This window comes from Paenibacillus sp. R14(2021) (genome assembly GCF_019431355.1).
Lineage (GTDB): Bacteria > Bacillota > Bacilli > Paenibacillales > Paenibacillaceae > Paenibacillus_Z.
In genome coordinates, this window is the sequence record NZ_CP080269.1 from 3,359,408 (window position 1) to 3,379,727 (window position 20,320).

The following is a 20,320-nucleotide window of genomic DNA, read 5'->3' on the forward strand; positions in this document are numbered from 1 at the left end:
AAATCAACCTTAGAGCGTCTTCTCCAGCTTCAACAAGTTCTCCAGGCTGAGCGCCAGACTGTCGAGCGGGCTGCCCGGGCAGTAATCCTGCTCGACCGCAAACCATTCGACGCCGCTCTTCAAGCCCCATCGAAGAATCGGAGCAAAGTCGATCACGCCGGTTCCGATTTCGGCGAAGGTTTGCCGTTCGTCTGCCGTCATGTCCTTCAGATGAAGGATCGGCATGCGATGCGCATAATTGCGGATGAACGACAGCGGATCTTGACCCGCTTTCTTCACCCAATACGTATCGATTTCCGCATAGACTGCCGGATTCTCCAGCAAGTACTCCAGGGCGAATTTCCCGTCGATAGACGTGTGGAATTCGAAATCATGGTTATGGTAGCCAACCCGGTAGCCGGTTCCGTCCACTTTGGCGGCAACCTCGAGCAGATCCTTCTTCACGCTGGCGTAGCCTTCGGGATTCTGCAGGCCATCCGGAAGCGAATGGCAGATGAAGTCTTTGGTTCCGAACAGGTCGGCTTCTTCCAATACCGCCTTCAGGTCATTCTTCATCCGCTCCAGGCCCACGTGCATGCCTGCGGTTTTAAGTCCAAGCTCCTTCATGAGCGCTGACAGGTCGCGGGCGGAATTGCCATGCAGCCCGTCGATTTGCACGGCTGCCCATCCCATGGCGCTCAGCTCCCGCAGCAGGCCTTCGAAATCCTTCTTCGCTTCGTTTCTTACGGTATACAGCTGTGCTGCCAATTGTTGTTTAATCATATTCAAATCTCCTCCCGCTTCAGATCCAGCCATTCGACTTCCTGTGCGGTCAATGACAGATTCATCGATTTGATCGAAGAAGCAAGCTCCTCCGGATTGCGCGGTCCAATGATGGCGCTGGTCGGGAACGGCTGGCAAAGCACATACGACAGGGCGAGCTGAATAGGCGTGACCCCCTTGACGGCCGCCAGCTCGGCGGTACGTCTGAACCGTTCCCAGTTGCTGCTGCTATAGTAGACGCGGACCATTTCCGGGTCCGAAGGATTGTCCGGCGTAAAGTTCCCCGAGAAGAATCCGCCTGCTTGTGCGGACCAAGACAACAGCGGAAGCTGGTTAGCCTCGTGCCAGGCGCAGGTGTCTTCATCGGCGGATACGCAGCCCGCCCATCTCGGTTCGTTCGGCTTTGCCAAGCTCAGGTTAGGGCTGCTGAACGCAAATCCGCTCAGGCTATGCGCCGAAGCGTATTGGTTCGCTTCCTGGATGCGCTGGTGCGACCAGTTGGAAGCGCCGATCGCCCGGATCCGTTTCGCTTGCAGATGCTCATTCAGCTCCTCCATGATTGGGCCGACTTCTACAGTCGGATCATCGCGGTGCAGCGCGTACAGATCGACGTAGTCCGTACCGAGCCTCTCCAGGCTTTCCGTCAGATCCTTGCGGATCGCCTGCGAATTGACCCGTGGGCCCGGGCTGCCGTCATCATGATGCGCACCCTTCGTCATAATGACGACCTTATCCCGAAGCTTCTTCTCTTCCAGCCATTGTCCGAGCAGCTGCTCCCTGCCCCTGTATTGATGCGCGGTATCGAACGCATTGCCTCCGGCCTGAACGAAAGCATCCAGCATGCTGCGCTCGGACTCGCCCAAATTTCTCAAATCCCCCGTGCCCATGAACAATCGGGATATCGGTTTGTTTACGCCTTCTATCTGCATATATTGCATAGCCATACTCCTCCTTTGGACTAACTGAGATAGAGCCTTATTCATCCTCTTTGAAGACGGGATTTACGCGAAGACCGAACCGGAATGCCTTCTCGTTCAGTCGGTAAGGCTCGAGCAGCTCCGGTCCGCAGGAATTGGAACCGACGCCGCTCATCTTATAATCCAAATGAACGATGGTTTCTTTTCTTTTTGCCAGCTCCCACGAATGGGCCGCTTTCGTCAAATCTTCCGGCGCGTAGTGCGACGCGTGGAAGGAGAAACCTTCCGGCGAAGAGAACCGCAGGCCCATGCCCTGCTCATTGGATACGATCGCCCACTGCGTTCCGTACCTCGATCCGTTCTCTTGAGGCATGATGTAGTTTTCGAACATGTCGTCAACGGTCGTCAGGAATTGGCCTCTTCGAACGCTTTGACGTTTATCGATATAGCTTTCATGCGGCCCGAAACCGGCGTACTCCACCTCTTCCATTCCCTGCGGCATGGCAAGACGGAGTCCGAACCGCGGAAGATACGGGAGCTCGCGCTCTTCTTGAACTTGGATTGTCACCAAGAGATCGATCGCTCCGCTCGGGTCCACCTTCCAGCAGGCTTCTCCCCGAAGGAAGGCAAACCGGCTCACCGCGCCGATTGAAAACCGGCATCTGATGTCAACGGAACCCTCCTCTGTTTGTTCCCACTCGGATTGATACACCTTCGTAATGGCCCGGTCATAGCCTTCCTCGAGCCATTTCTCCTTCACGTGCATATCATTATCCGTCGGCGCCCGCCAGATCGAGAATCGGGCCGGGGCACCCAGCATGTCCACGCCATGCCTGGATACGCGATGCAGGGAGCCGTCAATCAGATTGAATGCATGGGCGAAATCAAAACCTTCAATGGTTAATTCTTGCCCGTGCTGCTTGGCAAGAACGAAAGCCTTCAGGATCGGCTTGCGTTCAGGCGCAGGCTCATGCTGAAGTCCATCTTTCCATTCAAACTGCTCGAAGGTGATTTCATGTCCGGCTGCCGCCCACGCTGTTTCCTCTTTCGACCAGCAGGACAACGTAAGCACATAATCCTCCGCTCCCTCAGCCGGCACCGTATAAGGAAGACGTACGATTCGAGAAGCGTGCGGGGCGATCCCGGCAACTTCCGATTGACCTTGGCGAATCACCTTGCCGTCCGCTTCCAGTTTCCAGAAAACGCCGACATGGGATAGATCGATGAAGTCGTATAAGTTCGTCACTTTTATTTCGCCGTTCGGCACGTTTTCCGCCTCGATCCGGATCGGAGCCAGCACCTTCTTCAGCTCAAGCAGCCCCGTATGGGGCTTGCGGTCAGGCGTAACAAGTCCGTCTATGCAGAAATTCCCGTCATTCGGGGTATCGCCGAAATCTCCGCCATACGCATAATAAGGCGTGCCCGCTTCGGTTTGCGCCTGGATGCCATGATCCGACCATTCCCATACGCAGCCGCCTATCAGCTTAGGATACCGATAGATCACCTTCCAGTAATCGAGCAAATCTCCGGGTCCATTTCCCATCGCATGACTATATTCGCACAAGAACATCGGCTTCGTCTGCTTCTCGTCCCGGGCGTACGCTTCGATCTGCTCGACGGAGGCATACATGCGGCTCTCCACATCCAAGCAATCCACTTGCGGGCTGCCCTCGTAATGCGGTGCCGCCCCTTCGTAATGAACCGGAATGGACGCATCGCGCGATCTCGTCCACTCGGCCATCGCGATATGGTTGGCTTCATAGCCGGACTCATTGCCCATCGACCACATCACGACGCACGGGTGATTCTTATCCCGCTCCACCATCCGAACAGCACGTTCCACGAAAGCGGCTTTCCATTCAGGGTCGCGGGAAAGCCTATGGAACCCGCCGTGAAAATCGCCTGCGCTTCCGATTCCATGGCATTCCAAGTCCGCTTCATCGATGACATAAAATCCGTATTCATTGCACAGCTCCATGAACCGGGAATCATTCGGGTAATGAGAGGTGCGGACGGTGTTGATGTTATGCCTTTTCATGAGCGCAAGGTCTTTGATCATATGGTTGATCGGAATGGTCTGTCCGAGAACCGGATGGGAGTCATGCCGATTGACGCCTTTGAGCTTGACCGCTTGGCCATTGATGAGAAACACGCCGTCTTCGATCGCAACCTGTTTGAATCCGACAGGAAACGAAAGGACTTCCCCGCCGCTGTGGATGTAAAGCCGGTACAGGTAAGGCCGCTCGGCATTCCATAGTATCGGATCCGCCACTTCGAACCGCAGCGTTCCTTTGCCATCCACAACCTGCCGAACCGAGCCCACGCTATTTCCCTGCGCATCCTTCAACTCGCCGCGAACCTCGATGCAGCCCGTCGTTTCAAGCTCCACGGCCAAGGCCGCCTTGCGGAAGCCGTCTTCGAACGTCTGCTTATTAAATACATCCCTTACGTGAATCGTGTCGCGCGCAAGGATGTAAACATCCCGGAATATGCCCGTATACCGCCACAAATCCTGATCTTCCAGGTACGAGCCGTCGCACCACTTCAGCACCATGACTGCGATTCGGTTCTTCCCTTCGCGAAGAAGAGCAGATACATCGAATTCGGCCGGCACCCGGCTGCCCTGGCTGTATCCGGCAAATTTCCCGTTTACCCACAAATAAAAGCACGCATTGACGCCTTCAAAGACGATATGACGTTCTTTATCCGTCATCTCCTGCGACAAATTGAATTCCCTCACATAAAGTCCCGCCGGATTGTCTTCGGGGACATAAGGCGGATCGCAAGGGAAGGGATAGTTGAAATTCGTATATTGAAGCTGGTCATAGCCCTTCATCTGCCAGCAGGATGGAACGATTAAATCGTCCCAAGCGCTGATATCCGCAGCCTCTTCATAGAAGGCTTCTTCCACCGCGTGAACGGTACGGTGATATTGGAATTTCCAGCTGCCGTTCAAGGTTTGATAATAGGGGGATTGTCCCCGCTTCCCGGATTTCGCCGATTGCTCGTCCGCATAAGGAATATAATAAGCACGAGGCGACTGCCTATTGACCTGAAGAACGTTCAGGTCTTCCCAGTATTTGTCGATCTGAATCATCAAACCCACTCCTTATGCCCGTTTCTCATCAGTCCATGGATCAATTCACCGAATAAACTATTCGCCCAAGCGAACCAAGGACGCGTAAAGCGTTCGGGGTCGTCTTTATCGAAGCCTTCGTGCATATAGCCTGTATTCGCATCCGTCTCCGTCAGCATCGTCAAGATTTCCCGTACCTCGGCTTCGTCCTGCGACGTCAGTGCCTGCATCGCTAGGCTGATCGGCCAAATATAGCCTTTCGGCGTATGGGGACTTCCGATGCCCTTGGCATGCGTGCCTTCGAAGTAATACGGGTTATCGGCGCTGAGCACAAAGCTGCGCGTGTTCTGATAAATCGGATCATCGGCGGACGTATAGCCTAAGTAAGGAATTGACAGCAGGCTCGGTACGTTCGCGTCATCCATCAAGTTGTAATTGCCGAAACCATCCGTTTCATAGGCATAGATCCTGCCGTATTTCGGATGCAGGTACGTCCCATAGGTCTGGATGCCGTAATCAATCTCTTCCCGCAGCTCGGCAGCCTGCGCGGCGCAATCCGCATCGTTCCATATGTCGCGGGCGATCTCTTCGATGTAACGGAGCGCTACGACAGCGAACATATTGGAAGGAATCAAGTAGCCGAACGTACAGGCATCGTCGCTTGGCCGGAAGCCTGACCAAGTCATCCCCGTGTAGTTCACCGGCATGCCCATCCGGTTGTTACGCAGCGTATCGCTTGGCGGACAATCGACGCGGGCGAACCGATACGGCGATTGCTCCATATGCCGCTGCTCCGTCCGCCACAGCGAAATGATCGTATCCACGGCCCTGCGGAAGGCGGCATCGAAGGCATCCGTTCTCCCCGTCTCCTTCCAGAATAAATACGCCAGCTGAATGGGGTAACAGAGCGAATCGATCTCGTATTTGCGTTCCCATACCCAAGGATCAAGCTCGGTCAAATCCTGATCGTACCGGTTATCGTTCGCTTCCTCGTTGAACGCGTTGGCATACGGATCGATTTGAATGTAGGCGATTTGCCTGCGAATCAAGCCCGTGAATACGTCCTGCAGCCGGACGTCGCCGGCGGCGAGGGGCAGGTAATGCCGGATTTGGGCGCTTGAATCCCGCAGCCACATGGCAGGAATGTCGCCCGTAATCACATAGGCCGACTGATCGGCCAGCAGCTTCGTCGTCGTTTCCAGCGTATTGGGATAGCAATTCTTGAACATGCGGAGCAGCTTCGGATTAGCGGCCAGCGTCGTTTCCGATTCTTCGAGCAAGGCCGTTACGGAATCCGGCAAGATCATCGTCATCGTTCTCCACCCTCTCTTCGCTTACATCGCCGCATCGGATACGGCCGCTTCTGCTTCATGCCGAAGGATAAAAGCTTTCAAACCATCCAGATTCGGTGTGCCTGTGCTTCCGCCGTATGCACCGACGGAAAGCGCGCCGCAGACGTTTCCATATTGAAGGCTCGTTACGACGTCCATCCCCGACAGATAACCATAGAGATAACCGGCATTGAAGGAATCTCCGGCACCGGTCGTATCGACCGCCTTCACCCGATAAGCCGATTGACGCGTCACCACACCGTTTTTCATGGCAATGGCGCCATCCGCTCCCAGCTTGATAACGACATGGCTGCAATACGTGGACATGTACCGAAGACTCTCTTCGACGTCATCCGATCCTGTATAATGAAGCGCCTCGGTCTCGTTCATTAAGAACACGTCGAAATGGCGCATATAGTCGAAGATGCAGCTGTCCCATTCGCCCGAATCATCCCAGCCTACGTCGCAGGACAAGGTGACCCCCTTTTCCTTCAAGGATTGCACGAATGCCATATATGTCTCATGATTACGTCTTCCTCTATAACCTGTTACGTGGACATGCCGGCCCCGCGTGATCGGCTCCAGATCGAGCTCGTCTACCTGCAGCTCCAGATTGGATCCTGCATAGGTAATGAAGGATCGGTCTTTATCGGGGTTAAACGCGATCGAAACGCCGGTATTATGAACCGTACTCGTCTTAATCATTGTGGTATCGATACCATATTTGGCGAAGCGTTCGCGAATAAAACGGCCATTGCCGTCGTCTCCCAAAACGCCGTTAAACGCCACTTGCAGGCCGAGCTTCGCGAGAGAGACCGCGAATAAAGCAGCCCCCCCGCCAACGTGCATCATCATGTTATCGACAAAAACTTCCTGGCCCGGCTGGGGAACCTCATCGCACCCAACCACCACAAGATCAATATTAGCGTCACCAATGACAACTGCGTCGAATGTTGTTTCCAAGCTGCTCTCCCTCTTCCAATCCCAGTATGTTAGGGTTGCCCGTTATAAGCCTTGCAGCTGTCCCGGTCAACAAGATTATGCTGTAGGATCACGTCGGTAAACGTCCTGTTTGGATCGCCCTTGATCATCGCCAGCAGCGTTTCGACCGTGACCTCTCCCATTTCTAATATGGGCTGCTCCATGGAGGACAAGCGCGGACGGACCTGCTCCGTCAGCTGGCTTCCGTCAAATCCAATAATGGATACATCATCCGGCACCTTCAGCCCATGGTCATGAATGCAGTTCATTGCCCCGACCGCCATATCGTCGCTCACCGCGAAGACGGCCGTTGGCGGCGTCTCATTCGCCAAGATTTCCTTCATGAGGGCATGTCCGCTTTGCGTCTTGTAATCACCGAACCGGATATAATCGCTGACGATCGCAAGCCCGCAATCGGTCAGCGCATCGCGATAGCCGAGATAGCGGTTCTGCCCGGACGTTACGTCTCTCATATCCCCGCCGATAAATCCGATTCGCGTATGACCAAGGCTGATCAAGTGACGGGTAACGTCATAAGATGCAGCATAATCATCGATAATGACGGAGACAAACTCCTGATCCGCCGGTTTCACGCTGGAGAACAGGAACGGAATATCCAAGCTCTGAATCAGTTCGCGGATTTCCTCGTTTAGCTTCTCATGCATAATAATGATGCCGTCCACGCGCATCTGCTTAAACACCTGCAAATATTTAAGCTCTTTATCGGTCTCCTCCAGAATGTTGCAGACCATGAGGTTATAGTCGTTGCGGCTGGCCGTCCGCTCGATCGTGCTCAAGATCGTGGAATAGAAGCTCGACGTAATATCGGGCACAATGACGCCGATCAGATTCGTTTTCTTCAGCACTAGGCTTCTTGCGATATGGCTCGGTGAATAGCCCAGCTCATCGATCGCGCGTTTCACTCGTTCCTTGAGATCGTCTTTGACGTACTTCTCGCCGTTCAATACGCGCGACACCGTCGTTACGGACACGCCGGCGTGCTTTGCGACATCCTTGATTTTGGGCGCCATGATTATCATCCTGCCTTTGTTTTCTAAGGATCGATTGCTGCGTCTAGCACTAGCTCTTAACTGCACCTTCCATGATGCCTGCAATAAACTGCCGGCTCACCAATAAGAAGAAGATAATGAGCGGAACAGTCGCAAGCAGGGTGCCAGTCATAACCATGGAATAGTCGGCCGTATGCGCGGACTTGAGCTGCTGCAGCGCCAGCGTAAGTGTGAATTTGGACGTGTCCGTCAGAATAATTAACGGCCATAAGTAATCTTCCCATACCCCCATGAAGATCGTAATCGCCAGAAACGCCAGCGCGGGTCTAAGAATTGGCAGCGCGATTCGCCAATACAAGCCGAATTTGTTGCAGCCGTCGATCGTGGCCGCCTCGAGCATGTCGTCGTGGATTGCAAGCGCGTACTGCCTCATCCAGAAGATCCCGAATGCGCTGGCCATGCCCGGTACGATCAGCGCCTTATAGCTGCCGAGCCATCCCATCTCTTTAATGATGATAAACTGCGGCACGAGCAGCATCTGCGCTGGAATCATCATCGTAGCGATCATTAAGTAGAAGAGCACCTTGGAGCCTGGGAATTTAAACTTCGCAAACGTAAACCCCGTTAATGAATTGAAAAACAACTGAAGCACGCTGCTCGTCACCGCGATAAACAGGGTATTGAAGAAGGAGCGCGTAAAGTTGATATTCTCCATGACATGCTGATAGTTCGTAATAAAATACGTACCGAAGGTCAGCTTGGGCGGAAACGCAAAGATGGCGCTCGTCTCATTCGTCGACATGACAACGAGCCAGTAAAACGGGAATATGGACAATAGAACACCCGCCAGCAAAAACGCATGCACGACTATTTTTTTTGAAGTCATCTTATCTATGCTCCTTAATCGTCCGATCTGTTGAAGAGCTTCCAGTTTAATACGGATATGATGCCAATAATGATAAACAGTACCCACGATACAGCCGCTGCATAGCCGTAGTTCTGATAGTTAAAGCCTTCCCGGAACATATAGAGGACAATGGTATCCGAGCCCGGATAGGGCGATTGATTGCCTGCCAATACTTGCGGCTCCGTGAAAATTTGAAATCCGCCGATGGTAGACATCATCACGGAGAATAAGATAATCGGTCTCAGCATCGGAATCGTTATTTTCGTAAACGTTTGGAGCGTCGTTGCGCCGTCCAGATGGGCAGCTTCATATAAGTCTTTGGGAATGCGCTGCAAGCCGGACAAATAAATAATGGCGTTATAGCCCATATATCTCCAACTGATCATGGCCGCGATCACCACCCGAACCCCTGCGCTGGAGTTGAACCATGCGATTTTGCTCAGGCCAAGATTCTCGAGCACGTAATTGATCAGTCCGTATTCATTGCCAAACATCGATTGGAAAATAATAACAACGGCGACCATCGCCGTAATATTCGGAAGAAAGTACGCGATTCTAAAAAAACCTTTGAATTTCACGATCGACAGATTGATAACGAAAGCGACAATGAGCGAGCAGACGAGCATCGGGCCGTTAGACAACAGCCACAGGGCAATATTGTTGATTAAGGCCTGCCAGAACGTTGGATCGTTGAACATGTACACAAAGTTGCTGAACCCTACCGACTGCATCTCCCCGATTCCGTCCCACTTATGAACGGATAGATAGATCGAGAAGAAGATTGGAAATACAGAGAAGATCAGGAACAAGATATAGAAAGGAGAAATAAACAGATATAGCGTTCTGCTCTTGTAAATGTCTTTTAATAAGCCTCCCATGCTGCTCCTCCACGAATTCGATGAGGCAGGCTTCCATTATCCTTGCCTGCCTCATCTTTGATTTGTTTCCCGGCTTCCGGCCTGCGCTTAGTGCGAAAGCTGACGCTTGATTTTCTCCTGCGCGTCCGTCCAGGCTTTCTCCGGATCTGCTTTCTTCGTATCGACGAAGCCAAGCGACTCGACGAGTACGTTCAGCACCATGTCATCTCTTGCATCCGTATGAGCGACTTTGACGTCTTTGGCCGCATCGGCGAATACAGGGCTCAGATCTTGGCCGCCGAAGAATTCATTCTTGTTCACCATATCAGGCTTCGTGTAGATCTCAGGCGTGGACGGATAGTTGCCGAATTCCTTGTAGCCGACCATCAAATTCTCTGGGCTTACGAGGAACTTGATCACTTCATAGGCTTCCTTCTGATGCTCCGAGGATTTCAGCACGCCCATGAAGGAGCCGCCTTGGTTGCCTACGCCGCCCGGCGGATAAGCAATGTTCCATTTGCCTTTCGTATCCGGAGCGGCGCCGATCAAGTCGCCGACAGCCCAGGATGCGCCGGTAAACGAAGAAACCTTATTGTTGTTCATCGCCGCGTTCTTCTCGGAATCATTGGAGAACGGGAATGTCAGGCCTGCTTGGTACGCCTTCACCGAAGCATCCCAAGCGGATTTAATTGGGGCTTGGTCGCCAATGAACTTACCGTCTTGATCAAATAACCCGGTGCTGTTCTGGCCGATCAAGCTTCTGAAAATATCCACGATCGTTCCCGACTGCGTTCCTGTCGCATCTTTGACTTTCTTCAGCAGGTTGAAATAATCATCCCATGTCTTCACCTGTGCTTTGATCGCATCGGGTGTGCTCGGCACGCCGGCTTTTGCGAACAAGTCGCTGCGGTAGTAGAGCACGACCGGAGCAACGTCGATCGGCAGCCCGATCACGTATTTATCGTCGCTAGTCGCTGCCATCTTCCATTTCCAGTCCAGGTACTTGGGCTGAACATCGCGAGCGCCTTGATCGTAAAGGTTTGCGAATTTGTCTTTATAAGCAAGCATGGACGAGATCCAGCTGTCCATGGCTACAATATCGGGGCCGTCTCCGCCCCCGGTAATCGTCGTTTTCAGCTTGGTCAAGTAGTCGCCTCCGGAAGGAAGCTTCTCTGCCTTCAGATCGATGTTCGGAAACTGCTTCTTGGCAGCTTCAATCGTCGAATCCGATATTGCACCGTTCCAATACCACATTTTCAACGTCACCTTTTGTCCTGCAGCGCTTTCATTTCCACCGGAATTGTTTGTTTTGCTTTGACCGCAAGCAGTCACGACAAGCATAAAGGATAGGGCTAGCAGCGTTCCGGATAAGGCTTTGAGTTTCATGCAGTGTTCCCCCAATACTGGATTCGAATTAAGTTGAATAAAGCATTCCGTTCTTCACATTCGTTGCCGTCTTTACCTGAGTATTCCCTGAACAAACCCGATTAATAGAATCCGGCCGAAAACTCTGCACCTCCTGATGACGTTCAATCAAAAATCTGGTATCGATACCAGATTTGGATGATGCACGTTTTCAAAATACGATTTGTTCGATGATATCGTTTTCTGAAATCGATACCATATGAACTTGTGTTCAGTATAAACCCTCGCATCCGGTTTGACAATAGCAAGCAACCAACTTCGAATAAAACGCTTACATGTAATTTCTTCTAGCTGGATTTAGCCTTGGCCCTTTCGTTCACGGCGTTAACTATACGGTGCCAGGGGCTATCTCCCCCTAGCTTCCGCGGAGTATGAAGCCTCTGCAAGATGGGCATACAGAATAAAAACCACGGCCCTCTCTGCGAACAGAACGAACACCAAGGCGAATAAAGGATGAAGGCAACATGAAGCTCGGCATCATTATAGCGCTCCTCTTGCTGTGCACGGGATGTTGGGATATGAAGGAAATCAATCAGCTGGCCATCGTCAACTTAGGCGCAACGGATAAGGATCCGAAGACCAAGATCATTACCGCCTATTATCAAGTGATTAACCCAAGCGCGTTGTCGAATAAACAAAGCGGCGCCAAGGCTGCCATATATACGTTTCGCTTCCAGAGCAATAACATCGGCAAGCTCTCGGACAACGCGCGTATGCTGATGCCTCGGCTCCTGTTCATGCCGCATATGCAGTCCTTAATCGTGTCCGAACGCTATGCGCGGCAGGGCATCATGGACCTGATTAATTTCTATGAATTCAGCCCGGAGCGAAGAACGAATGTCATCTTGTTGGTGTCCGATTCCCCGCTCTCCGTCGTGATGAACAGCTTCACTCCGCTTGAGCGGATGCCGGGCAGGTTCATTCGTTCCCTGACGGATCAGAGCGGCCGCGGATTCGTATCCGGATTTGAGCCCATTCGCATGAAAGACATGGCGAAACGAGTCGACCACGAGACCCCGATCGTCATCCCCTTGATTCACTATACGTCCAGGACATCCGCGGACAACACCGATCGGCTCGAAGAAGCCAACGTTAATAAACAAGCCATTGCATTCATCGGGGGTGCCGTCTTTCTCCATGACGTGATGGTCGGCAAAATCGACATTGGGACCAAGGAGCTTTATTTTCTCTTGAATCAGCAGCTTGGAAACTACATCGAAACCTTGACCGTGAACGGGCAAGACGTTGCCCTGGAGATCAGGCATGTGAAGGTAAAACGGACATTGAATCCTCGGACCGGACTTCACGTCAGTGTGTCGGTACAATTACGAGTGACGAATAATCAGCAGGCGCAGCCGCTCTCATCCGTCACGCTGCATGAATTCGAAACCGCCTTTAATCGCGTGTTCGCCAAGCGCGCAGAGGCGCTCGTTCAATTAGCGAGAACGAAGAAATGGGATCTGCTCGGCATTCAGGATGAGGCCGGGAAGCCCGATCCGAACTGGACGCGTACAAAGGTGACCTTCTGAGTAGAATCTAAGATGATGATCATTGGCAACGCAAGCCATACCTATTCCACGGAGAGAAGGTAATCTGGTTGGAGACATCACGCCTGAGCGCGTGGTAATTGTTCGTCATGACGTTCTATTTCACGGCAGGAACGACGTGGATTCTGCTGCCTGGACAATTAGTGAAGGACGCGAAGGAATATTCCTGGCTCGTCTTCATATGGGCATTGGTTTACGGGCTCGCGCTGGCGCTGCTGTGGCTTTATTTATCCAGCCTCTACCCCGGGAAGAGCCTCGTCGAAATCGCGAAGCAGGTCCTTGGCAAATGGGCCGGAGGCGTCGTATCCCTCTGTTACATCGTGTTCTTCATCCAAATCGCTTCATGGGTCACGCGCAACCTAGCCGATTTCATGCAAATCAACATGATGCCGAAGACGCCTGTGGCGATCTTCAATCTCTTGCTGCTCACCTCCTGCTGTTATGCCGTCGTCAAAGGCATCTCCTCCATCGCCATGGTAACGGAGCTGCTCATGCCCTATATCCAAATCGTGTATTGGATTCCCGTCGTCTCCGGCCTTGCAACGGGGTGGGACTGGCATAATTTCAGAAGTCCGGATGAGCTGCACATGTGGCGCACGCTCGTTGAAACCAGGTACGTACTAGGGTTTCCGTTCATGGAAACCGTGTCCTTCATGATGTTGTTCCCCTTCGTAAAAAGCCGGCTGAAGACGGCATATTTACTCGGCATTCTGGCGCCCGGACTCGTATTGATCGGAACCATGCTGATCATCATCGGCGTGCTCGGGGTGAACCGCAGCTCGCATCTCATTTACCCTGTTTTTATCATGTTCCGGGAGCTTCAATTCACAGGATTTCTGGAGCATCTGGAATCGATACTGGCCGTAAACATTCTCTTAATCGTATGCCTCAAGCTAAGCATCGTCTTCTATTGCGCGGTGCTGGCGATCTGCCAGTTGTTTCAGATTAAGAAGCGAACGACCGTGGCGATTCCGCTTGTTTGGGTCATTGTCGCCTACTCGCTCTCCTTCCAGAACATCGTCCAGAACATTGAATGGGTGAAAAGCTACTTGTTGGCTTACTACTGTCTGTTCGGCATCGTCTTCCCCCTCCTGCTGATCGTCTGCGCCTGGATTCAGAAGAAGAACACCGTACAGCCGCATACGTCATTAAAAATAGGAGAAGGGCAGTGAAATCAGCCCTCCCTAAAGTAAACAAGCGCTTGCTGCTTGCAGAAAGGAGCGCCTAGGCGTGATGGACCCAGGTACGCAAATCGTCGCAGACATTGCCAAGCGCTTCGGACATTCCTGCGATTTCATATGCCGTTCGCTTCCCCTGCATGCGGACAATACGATCTACTGCTTATTTATCAGCTCCATTACCACATCGACCACTATAGACGAGATGATTTTGAAGCCGCTGATAGAGAGCAGCAGCAGGCAGCATACGGGCGAAATCAATGCCGACTGGCTGACCGGCATAATTCCGTTAGTAAACAGGACGCTGGTATCCGATGCCGCGGAGGGCATCAAAGAGCTTCTCTCCGGAAATTGTCTGCTCATCACGCCAAAACAAGCCGCGTTCCTTAGCTTTGATGTCGCCAAGCAGGATTATCGCAGCATTACGGAGCCCAAGTCGGAATCCGCGATCCGCGGGCCGCGGGACGGCTTTGTCGAGAACGTTCAGCTGAATATGGCGCTCATCCGCAAGCGCTTGAAAAGCCCCGACTTGATGTTCGAGACCTTTACCATCGGCTCGCAAACAAGCACGGTCGTGCAGCTGGCTTACCTCAGGAACATCGCGAACGACAGCATTGTGGCCGAGTTCCGAGAGCGGCTGACTGCCATTCAAACCGACAGCATTCTAGAGAGCTCTTACATCGAGGAATGGATTCAAGACCAGACCCGTTCCCCGTTCCCGCAGCTCATCAGCACGGAACGTCCCGATGTCATCGTTGCCAAGATGCTGGAGGGCAGCACAGCCGTACTCATTGACGGCACGCCTATGGCGCTTACCGGTCCCATCACTTTCTTTCAGTTGTTCTCGTCGCCCGAGGACTATTACCAGCGCGCGGACATCGCGACTCTGCTGAGATGGCTGCGCATGTTATCGTTTGTCTTGTCGATCTTCGTGCCGTCGCTTTATATTGCCGTTGTCAGCTACCATCAAGAGCTGCTTCCGACGCCTTTGCTGATCAGCTTGGCTGCCCAGCGGGAGGAAGTACCGTTCCCTGCCGTCATCGAAGCCATCATAATGACCGTCACCTTCGAAATACTGCGGGAGGCCGGACTGCGGATGCCCCGCATCGCAGGCCAGGCCATCTCCATAGTCGGTGCACTCGTCATCGGCCAAGCGTCGGTAGAAGCCGGGCTTGTTTCGGCCGCCATGGTCATCGTCGTCTCCTTAACCGCGATTTCCAACTATATCTCCCCATCGTACGGCTTCGGAATCGCGCAGCGGATCGTCCAATTCGTATTCATGCTGCTGGCCGGCGTGATGGGCTTATACGGCCTGATGTGCGGCGTATTCGTGCTGCTTGTCCACCTGGTATCGATTCGTTCATTCACCGTTCATTATATGTCCCCGCTCGCGCCTATCGTCTTGGCCGACTGGAAGGATACCATTGTGCGCGTGCCCCGCAAAATGATGACGCTCATGCCAAAGGAAATGCGAACGAAGAAGAATACCAAATAAGGGCGGTATGCTGACGGAAGAACCCTGAACAGGGTTCTTCTTCATATTCGGGACATGAAAGCGCGGCAATCCTTCCTTGTCACACGTAGGACGCCGATCTCGTTTTATGGATGTCAACCCAATATTGCTAACCGTTTACTCCCGAGAGGAGGACGATCTGGACAGCCCGAAGAAAGGGGGAAGCTTGAATGTCTATGAACGTAAGCGACCCGTCCGACAAATTCAATGCATTAACGCAAATCTACAAGCCGCATTTATTATCCATCGCCCACCGTATGCTCGGCTCTAGCGCAGATGCCGAGCTGACGGTTCGACATGTGCTCCAAAGTCATCACGAGCTGCTTCATGCTCACATTCATGCCATGACTGCGGAGCTCACGAAGAAAACGATCAATCACTGTCTGAACGAATTAAGATCGGTGCCGAAGAAGGGCTTCATCTTCGTGGAAGCGGTCAATCGACTCATTACAGCTCTGTCGAACGCAGACATGGGATCCATCGAGGAGCTTATGGCCGACGATGTCGTATTGATCGCGGACGGCGGCGGCAAAGTTTCCGTGGTCGCCCAGCCGATAACGGGCAAAACAAACGTAAGCTGTGTGCTGCATGGCATAACGACGGCTCAATTCCCTGCATCCAGGGCTAAACAGGTTACGGTCAATGGACGCCAAGGCATATTGATTACACAGGAAGGCGCGCCGATGGGCGTCGTCTGCCTGGAATGGGACCCCCTCACCCTGCTCATACAGCAAATTTATATTGTCGCAAACCCAGACAAATTAAGGCACATTCGATTAACCTGAACGCGCGCATAACAACAAAAAGACGCACCGCTTGTCAGTGCGCCCGCCCTGCCGCCGACCGTATTCAGCCGGCGGCTATCTGCCGCTGACATGCTGCAGCTTATCTGGATTCCGAACCACATACAGATTTCGGATGACTTCGCCTTCGACATGGACCATCGCCACCGTGTTAATCCCTTCACGCGTGCGTATAACGATAGCCGGTTGTTCATTCATATGCACGACTTCAATCGATGCCCCTTCAAGCGAGGCAGCTGCGCGCAGCGGGCCAAGCAAAAACTGCGCAACAAGCTCGCGCGTCGCGATCGGCTGGGCTGCCGCCGTTACCTTGCCGCCTCCGTCGGATACAAGGACCACATCCTGATCCAGCATCGTCAGAATCTGGTTCAGATTACCTTGCTTGAGCGCGTTCATGAATTCATGAATCCATGCCTCGCCGGCCGCTTCCGGGCGGATAAGCTCCTCCGCGTCGATGCCCATTTTCCCTCTTGCCCGGCTGAGCAGCTTGCGGCAGTTCACTTCGCTTTTCTCGATCTGCTCGGCGATTTCTTGAAACTCGAACCCAAGCGCTTCTCGAAGCACGAATACGGTCCGTTCCGCAGGAGACAGCCTCTCCAGCAGTACGAGCATTGCATACGACAGCAGATCGTCCTGCACGACCTCTTCCATCGCATCCTGCCCTGAACTCAGGAAGGGCTCCGGCAGCCATTCCCCGAAATATTGCTCCCGCTTCCTGCGGGCCGTCTTGTGCAGATCCCGGCAGCGGTTCGTGACCATCTTGCACAGGTAAGCCTTCGGCTGCGCGAGCTTCTCCGGCGGCACGTCGTATATTTTGATAAACACGTCCTGTACGGCATCCTCCGCATCGGTTACCGACCCGGTTAGCTGATACGCGAGATTAAACAGCAATCCCTTATACTGCTCGTACAACTCCTGCATCGTCCCGCCTCCTTTCTCCATGCATTTGGCACAGGCCGCTTAGCATTAGGGGCATTAAGAATTGAAGCGCCTCCGGCGTCTGCTGATAGGCACGGCATCACATTGATAGGTATCATTTCCAGCTCCATACTTATTATGTACATGCTCCTGTCACGGAATGTGTCCTTGGAATTCTTCAAGAGATGATGGAGCTGAGCGGCGCCGAGAAGAACGCGCCATCGAAGAAAGCATTCAGCATCTGTTCATATCCGGACATCGAAACTGAACGGCTGCGTCGCTTGTGCATCCTAAACCACAGAACCCGATCAACTGCGAATGCAGCGATCGGGTTCTGTGCTCTGTTGTTTCATGCGATGCAGCTGCTAGAACAATTTGTTCAGCAGCAGCTTGAGCTGCTCCTGCTCCTCCGGCGTCAGCTTGTTCCCCAGGTTGTCGGCAACCGTCTGCTCGTAGACAGGCCATACCTGATGGATGAGCTCCTGACCCTCCGGCGTTAAACGGACCAGAATTCTTCGCCTGTTGGCAGGATCGAAATCTCTGCGGATGCGGCCCGCTTGCTCCAGGACGTTCAATAAATTGCTGATGTTCGCCCTCGTCACCGCAAGATCGTCGCTCAGCTCGGAAGGAACCATTGCCCGTCCGCTTGCATGGAGCGCCACAAGCACGCACCATCGCCCTAACGTCAGCCCGAACTTTCCAAGCTGCTCCTCCAGCTGCTGGACGAGATGATGGTTCGTTTTATAAAGGGTCAGAAATACATTGACCGGCAAAATCGATTGATCGATTAGATCCCATTTCTCCAAGCTTGATAACCTCCACCGAATAGTTAATCCTTTAACTATTCATGCTAGAAGTTTACGTTCATCACGATCCGGCTGTCAAGCTGCGAATCCATCTGGGAATGTCTGCTCGGTGGCCGAGCCGCAGCGAGCGTAAACAGGACGTACCTCTACTTCCTTTAGTAGGCCCTGTTAAGCCCTGTTGATCGCAGCTTATGCTCCCACGTGCATCAGCTTGTCGGGGTTGCGGACGAAGTAGAGCCGCGTAGCGACATCCGCCTCGACACGCAGCATCACCACCGTATGAATGCCTTCGGCCGAACGCAGGACGATCGCCCGCTGTCCGTTGATGTCAACGACGTCGATTCCCATGCTCCCGCCGTTTATGCCAGCTTTACGGATCAGACCGGACAAGAAACGCATCACGCGTTCCCGGGTGTAGATCGGATTAACCGTCGCGGACACCTTGCCTCCCCCGTCGGAGATCAGCACCACATTCTGATCCAGCAGCGCTAAGATGCGATTCATGTCGCCCTGTTTGAGCGCGGTCATGAAGCCATTCACCCACTCCTGATTACCCGCTTCCGGACGAATAGGTTCCTCGGGTTCGATCCCCATCTTGGCGCGCGCTCGGCTGAGCAGCTTACGGCAGTTCGCGTCGCTCTTCCCGCTCAGCTCGGCGATTTCTTGAAATTCGAAGCCCAGTGCCTCGCGGAGGACGAAGACAGTTCGCTCTGTCGGCGTCAGCCGTTCAAGCAGCACCAGCATCGCATACGACAACAGATCGTCGCGAACGACCTCTTCCATCTCGTCTCCTTCCTCGGTCAGGAAGGGCTCCGGCAGCCATTCACCGAAATAATGCTCCCGCTTCTTACGTGCCGCTTTGTGCAAATCGCGGCAGCGATTCGTGACCATTTTGCATAGATAAGCTTTTGGCTGCGTCAGCTTCTCCGGCGGGACGTCGAATACTTTGAGAAAAACATCCTGCACGGCATCCTCCGCATCGGTCACCGATCCGGTCAGCTGGTACGCGAGCTTAAACAGCAGCGGCTTATATTGCGTGTACAACTCCTGCATACTTCCACTTCCATTCTCATCCTAATACGCTTTATGGACAGCTCTATAGCTATCGCTCTGTTTATGAAACGAGAATGGCCGCGATTTTGTGACATGCACCATAGGAATAAATTATTAACCTGTGATAAAAACAGAAAGCACGGTGCGCCGAATCGGTACGCCTTGCTTTCTGTTTTGAAGCGATATTGCCTATCTGCGCAAATTCCAGCTGTCGGCGGCATATTTCTCCCTCGCGAGACGTTCTGCCAGCGCGAGCTCGTACGCGGTGAGCTCGCTTGCGGCAAGCTCGGCGCCGAGCCCTTCCTCGAAGCCCGCGCGGAACGCGTTCTCAAGCATCTCCATCGTTGCGGGCTGCCCGCCCTTCTGCCGGAGGCAGGCGTTGATCGCCGCCGCCTTGCGGCCGAAGACTCGCTGCATACGCGCCTTTGCCTCCGGATCGGCGAACCGAAGAACCGCGAACAGCTTATCCGTATCGAGCTCCAATAGAATAGAGCCATGCTGCAGAATCACGCCTTTAGCGCGCATTTGCGCGCTTCCGGCGATTTTGCGGCCTTCGACGACAAGCTCGTATTTGGACGGCGCGTCAAAGCAGGCCGCGGACAGCGCCGCTCGCTGCAAAGAGCTCTCCGCTTGGGGTGGTGCTTCCTCATCCAAGCCCGTCATCTTCGCAGCGAGTCCCAGCTTGCGGAAGCCGAACAGCAGCCCCATGCTCAGTACGCGGTAGGCTTCCGCAACGCTTGCCGGGATGCCCGGGTAGTGCTCGGAGACGACGATGCTGTACGTCAACTCCTGATCGTGCAGGACGGCGCGTCCGCCGGTAGCCCGCCGCACGAAGCCAAGTCCGTATCCGCGCAAGGCTTCGAAATCGATTTCCTTGTCCGCCTGCTGGAAATACCCAATCGATAACGTCCCCGGGTTCCAGCCGTAGAATCGGACCGTCGGCGGAACAAGTCCCTCTTGATGGGCGGTAAGGATCGCTTCGTCGATAGCCATATTCTCTGCTGGAGAGCGGCTTCCCGTATGGATGAACCTCCACATGAGCGTCACATCCCCAGCGCCAGTGAATCCGCGCTTCGCAGCAGCGTCTTGCTCGGCATGCAGCCCTTATGCAGGCAGGTGCCGTCAAGCTTGTCCTTCTCCACAAGCGCGGCCCGCTTGCCGAGCTGGGCTGCCCGAATCGCGGCCACATAGCCTCCAGGACCACCGCCTAGAATGACGATATCGTAGTTGTTCATG

17 protein-coding genes and 1 pseudogene are annotated in these 20,320 nt (G+C 53.5%); 4 read left to right on the forward strand and 14 right to left on the reverse strand.

What is annotated here, in order from left to right; genetic code table 11:
* Positions 1–9: 9 nt before the first annotated feature.
* From KXU80_RS15585 to KXU80_RS15625, 9 genes are all read right to left on the reverse strand, one after another.
* Positions 10–762, reverse strand: a complete 753-nt coding sequence (locus KXU80_RS15585; protein WP_258171026.1) for a sugar phosphate isomerase/epimerase family protein — start codon at positions 760–762, stop codon at positions 10–12.
* Positions 763–764: 2 nt separating this feature from the next.
* Positions 765–1,700: an aldo/keto reductase gene (locus tag KXU80_RS15590; protein ID WP_219834182.1), complete on the reverse strand. Its 936-nt coding sequence runs from the start codon at positions 1,698–1,700 to the stop codon at positions 765–767.
* A 37-nt stretch (positions 1,701–1,737) separates the two neighbouring features.
* Positions 1,738–4,776 carry a glycoside hydrolase family 2 TIM barrel-domain containing protein gene (locus KXU80_RS15595; RefSeq protein WP_219834183.1) on the reverse strand — a complete coding sequence of 1,013 codons (3,039 nt, stop codon included), beginning with the start codon at positions 4,774–4,776 and terminating at the stop codon, positions 1,738–1,740.
* Positions 4,776–6,068: a glycoside hydrolase family 125 protein gene (locus KXU80_RS15600; RefSeq protein ID WP_219834184.1), complete on the reverse strand. Its 1,293-nt coding sequence runs from the start codon at positions 6,066–6,068 to the stop codon at positions 4,776–4,778. The genes KXU80_RS15595 and KXU80_RS15600 overlap by 1 nt, the downstream gene beginning before the upstream one ends.
* A 21-nt stretch (positions 6,069–6,089) precedes the next feature.
* The gene (locus KXU80_RS15605; RefSeq protein WP_219834185.1) at positions 6,090–7,049 is read right to left on the reverse strand and encodes a carbohydrate kinase family protein; all 960 of its coding nucleotides are present in this window, start codon (positions 7,047–7,049) and stop codon (positions 6,090–6,092) included.
* A gap of 29 nt (positions 7,050–7,078) precedes the next feature.
* Complete coding sequence (locus KXU80_RS15610) at positions 7,079–8,098, reverse strand: LacI family DNA-binding transcriptional regulator (protein ID WP_219834186.1); 1,020 nt, start codon at positions 8,096–8,098, stop codon at positions 7,079–7,081.
* Positions 8,099–8,147: 49 nt separating this feature from the next.
* Complete coding sequence (locus tag KXU80_RS15615) at positions 8,148–8,963, reverse strand: carbohydrate ABC transporter permease (RefSeq protein ID WP_219834187.1); 816 nt, start codon at positions 8,961–8,963, stop codon at positions 8,148–8,150.
* Positions 8,964–8,977: 14 nt separating this feature from the next.
* On the reverse strand, positions 8,978–9,862 hold the full coding sequence (locus KXU80_RS15620) for a carbohydrate ABC transporter permease (protein ID WP_219834188.1): 885 nt from the start codon (positions 9,860–9,862) through the stop codon (positions 8,978–8,980).
* 87 nt (positions 9,863–9,949) lie between these two features.
* A complete protein-coding gene (locus KXU80_RS15625) occupies positions 9,950–11,227 on the reverse strand; it encodes an ABC transporter substrate-binding protein (RefSeq protein WP_219834189.1) in 1,278 nt (425 codons plus the stop codon).
* 503 nt (positions 11,228–11,730) lie between these two features.
* On the opposite strand from KXU80_RS15625, the gene KXU80_RS15630 reads away from it, so the two are divergent.
* From KXU80_RS15630 to KXU80_RS15645, 4 genes are all read left to right on the forward strand, one after another.
* Positions 11,731–12,795: a Ger(x)C family spore germination protein gene (locus tag KXU80_RS15630; protein WP_219834190.1), complete on the forward strand. Its 1,065-nt coding sequence runs from the start codon at positions 11,731–11,733 to the stop codon at positions 12,793–12,795.
* Between the two features lie 107 nt (positions 12,796–12,902).
* On the forward strand, positions 12,903–13,985 hold the full coding sequence (locus tag KXU80_RS15635; protein ID WP_219834191.1) for a GerAB/ArcD/ProY family transporter: 1,083 nt from the start codon (positions 12,903–12,905) through the stop codon (positions 13,983–13,985).
* Between the two features lie 61 nt (positions 13,986–14,046).
* Positions 14,047–15,486, forward strand: a complete 1,440-nt coding sequence (locus tag KXU80_RS15640; RefSeq protein WP_258171465.1) for a spore germination protein — start codon at positions 14,047–14,049, stop codon at positions 15,484–15,486.
* 188 nt (positions 15,487–15,674) lie between these two features.
* Positions 15,675–16,289, forward strand: a complete 615-nt coding sequence (locus KXU80_RS15645; protein ID WP_219834193.1) for a sigma-70 family RNA polymerase sigma factor family protein — start codon at positions 15,675–15,677, stop codon at positions 16,287–16,289.
* 75 nt (positions 16,290–16,364) lie between these two features.
* On the opposite strand, the gene sigJ (KXU80_RS15650) is transcribed toward KXU80_RS15645, so the two are convergent.
* From sigJ (KXU80_RS15650) to KXU80_RS15670, 5 genes and pseudogenes are all read right to left on the reverse strand, one after another.
* Positions 16,365–17,228 (reverse strand): RNA polymerase sigma factor SigJ, encoded by an 864-nt coding sequence (gene sigJ, locus KXU80_RS15650; protein ID WP_219834194.1) that lies wholly within the window; start codon positions 17,226–17,228, stop codon positions 16,365–16,367.
* 362 nt (positions 17,229–17,590) lie between these two features.
* Positions 17,591–18,031: a MarR family winged helix-turn-helix transcriptional regulator gene (locus KXU80_RS15655; protein WP_219834195.1), complete on the reverse strand. Its 441-nt coding sequence runs from the start codon at positions 18,029–18,031 to the stop codon at positions 17,591–17,593.
* A 189-nt stretch (positions 18,032–18,220) separates the two neighbouring features.
* Complete coding sequence (gene sigJ / locus KXU80_RS15660; RefSeq protein WP_219834196.1) at positions 18,221–19,084, reverse strand: RNA polymerase sigma factor SigJ; 864 nt, start codon at positions 19,082–19,084, stop codon at positions 18,221–18,223.
* A 189-nt stretch (positions 19,085–19,273) separates the two neighbouring features.
* Positions 19,274–20,122 (reverse strand): lipoate--protein ligase family protein, encoded by an 849-nt coding sequence (locus tag KXU80_RS15665; RefSeq protein ID WP_219834197.1) that lies wholly within the window; start codon positions 20,120–20,122, stop codon positions 19,274–19,276.
* 26 nt (positions 20,123–20,148) lie between these two features.
* Positions 20,149–20,319 (reverse strand): annotated as a pseudogene (locus KXU80_RS15670) (FAD-dependent oxidoreductase); the annotation flags it as partial.
* Position 20,320 lies beyond the last annotated feature (1 nt).